General features: G+C 43.4%; 2 protein-coding genes. Both read left to right on the top strand.

Going from position 1 to position 2093, the window contains the following annotated elements; translation table 11 throughout:
* The first annotated feature begins 48 nt into the window (after window positions 1–48).
* The gene (locus tag A3766_RS18640) at window positions 49–981 is read left to right on the top strand and encodes a hydantoinase/oxoprolinase family protein (RefSeq protein ID WP_068642769.1); all 933 of its coding nucleotides are present in this window, start codon (window positions 49–51) and stop codon (window positions 979–981) included.
* 91 nt (window positions 982–1072) lie between these two features.
* Window positions 1073–1951 carry an acyl-CoA desaturase gene (locus A3766_RS18645; protein WP_068642771.1) on the top strand — a complete coding sequence of 293 codons (879 nt, stop codon included), beginning with the start codon at window positions 1073–1075 and terminating at the stop codon, window positions 1949–1951.
* Window positions 1952–2093: the final 142 nt, after the last annotated feature.

Here is a 2093-nt window from a genome sequence, read left to right on the forward strand (position 1 = left end):
TCCGCACCTGGCCCAGTTTGTTACAACAAAGGCGGAACTTAAGTAACTGTGACCGATGCCAATCTAGTTCTAGGGCGCATACGTGCAGATGCTTTCTTAGGTGGCGGTATGTCTCTTGATATAGCCTCAGCAGAGAGCGCGCTAGACACGCTAGCCAGCAAACTACAAATGAGCAGGCTTCAATTGGCAGAAGGAATCATAGAACTTGCGGAACAACAAATGGTAAAAGCCCTTCATGCCATTTCTATTCAGAAAGGGCACAACCCTAATGACTTTACCTTATGTTGCTTTGGCGGCGCTGGGGGTCTGCATGTCTGTTCCTTAGCTGAAAAACTCAATATGAAAAGTGCCATAATTCCCCAGAATAGTGGTGTCCTCTCGGCCTACGGCATGCTCAAAGCTCAAAAACAACGGCAATTTACCAAGACACATATTATTCAGTTAGATGATATTTCCCATCACCAACTGGAACAGCTGTTTGAAGGTCTCGAGTCACAAGGAACGAAAGAACTAAAATTAGAACAAGTAGGCAGGCAAACTATCCGATCAGAACGCTCTTTGGATCTTCGTTACCAAGGCCAGAGCTTCACTCTGAATATCCCCTTTTCTGCAGATCAAACCCGCAATATTGCAGACTTATTTCATCACAGCCATCAACAACACTATGGGCACCAACTCACTAATACCGCGGTTGAGCTCGTGAATGTTTGCCTTAGTCTGACAATTGAAACTCAGCAAAGTAATGATGTTATATGTACTGAAGTGCAAAATGATGCCACCACACAAGTCATTCAACTTCCTTCGATAGAAAAAGAAGTGACAATTCTTCAGCGAGAAGCGATCAAAGAAGGTGAAACCATAATAGGGCCTGCAATCATATTGGAAAAGGTTTCGACAACCTGGCTAAAAGAAGGATGGTGCGCAAAGATAGATCAGTTTCAGCATCTCGTGTTAAAAAAGCACGAAGTTATTGTGCAATAAACGAGCTGTCATACTCTAAAATATCATTGTTTGTGATAGCATATAAAACTAACGCGTGTCAGCTAGAATTTATAGGAGTGAGGTGAAGTAAATGTTTGACTGGTGGATAAACGGTATTCTCGATTTAAGTGTTGGGCAGAAAGTCATTGCAACGATAATTCTGACTCAAATCACCATCGCCAGCGTCACACTTTATCTACACAGACACTCAGCTCACAACGCTCTCGACCTGCATCCTGCACTTAAACACTTCTTCCGTTTCTGGATATGGCTGAGTAGTGCTCAAAATACCAAAGAGTGGACCGCTATTCACCGGAAACACCACGCAAAATGTGAGACAGATGAAGACCCACATAGCCCTGTTGCGAAAGGCCTAAAAACAGTTCTACTAACGGGTGCTGAGCTCTATAAAGAAGAGGCTGCCAATGCCGAAACCTTAAAGCGCTACGGTCAGCGAACACCTGATGATTGGTTAGAAAACAAGATCTATACCCCTCATAAGATGAAAGGTGTAGTACTGATGGGCGCTATCGATATTTTCTTCTTCGGCCTGGCAGGTATTACCATTTGGGCGATTCAAATGATGTGGATCCCGGTATTTGCTGCGGGTGTTATCAATGGTGTCGGCCATGCAATCGGCTACCGGAACTTTGAGTGTAAAGATGCCTCCCGTAACATCAGCCCCTGGGGCTTTTTTATTGGTGGCGAAGAACTTCACAATAATCACCACACTTATCCCAACTCCGCCAAGCTATCTGTTAAACCCTGGGAATTCGACATCGGCTGGTTTTATATCAGAATATTAAGCGCCCTTGGTTTAGCAAAAGCACGCAATATCCCACCTAAGCCAATAAAAGACAGTCACAAGCTGGAGCTTGATAAGGATACGGTGATGGCAATTATCCACAATCGCTTTTATGTTTTATCCCAATATCTTGAAGAGCCTGGCTCATCTCATAAATGGTCTTGATCATCACGTCGTGGTCAAGCATTTCATTGATTCGGCTTTTCTCAGTACTTTTAACCAAATTTTCTTCTCTAACGAGAAGCTTCTTGGCCTTTTTAAACATAATTTTTTCTTGTTCCTGCATCTTGGCTTTTTGTGCTTGGAT

The sequence above is a fragment of the Oleiphilus sp. HI0132 genome (genome assembly GCF_001635845.1).

Excerpts from the sequence above, each read along its gene's own strand:
- A3766_RS18645 (WP_068642771.1), top strand. The coding sequence starts at position 1,073 with ATGTTTGACTGGTGGATAAACGGTATTCTCGATTTAAGTGTTGGGCAG.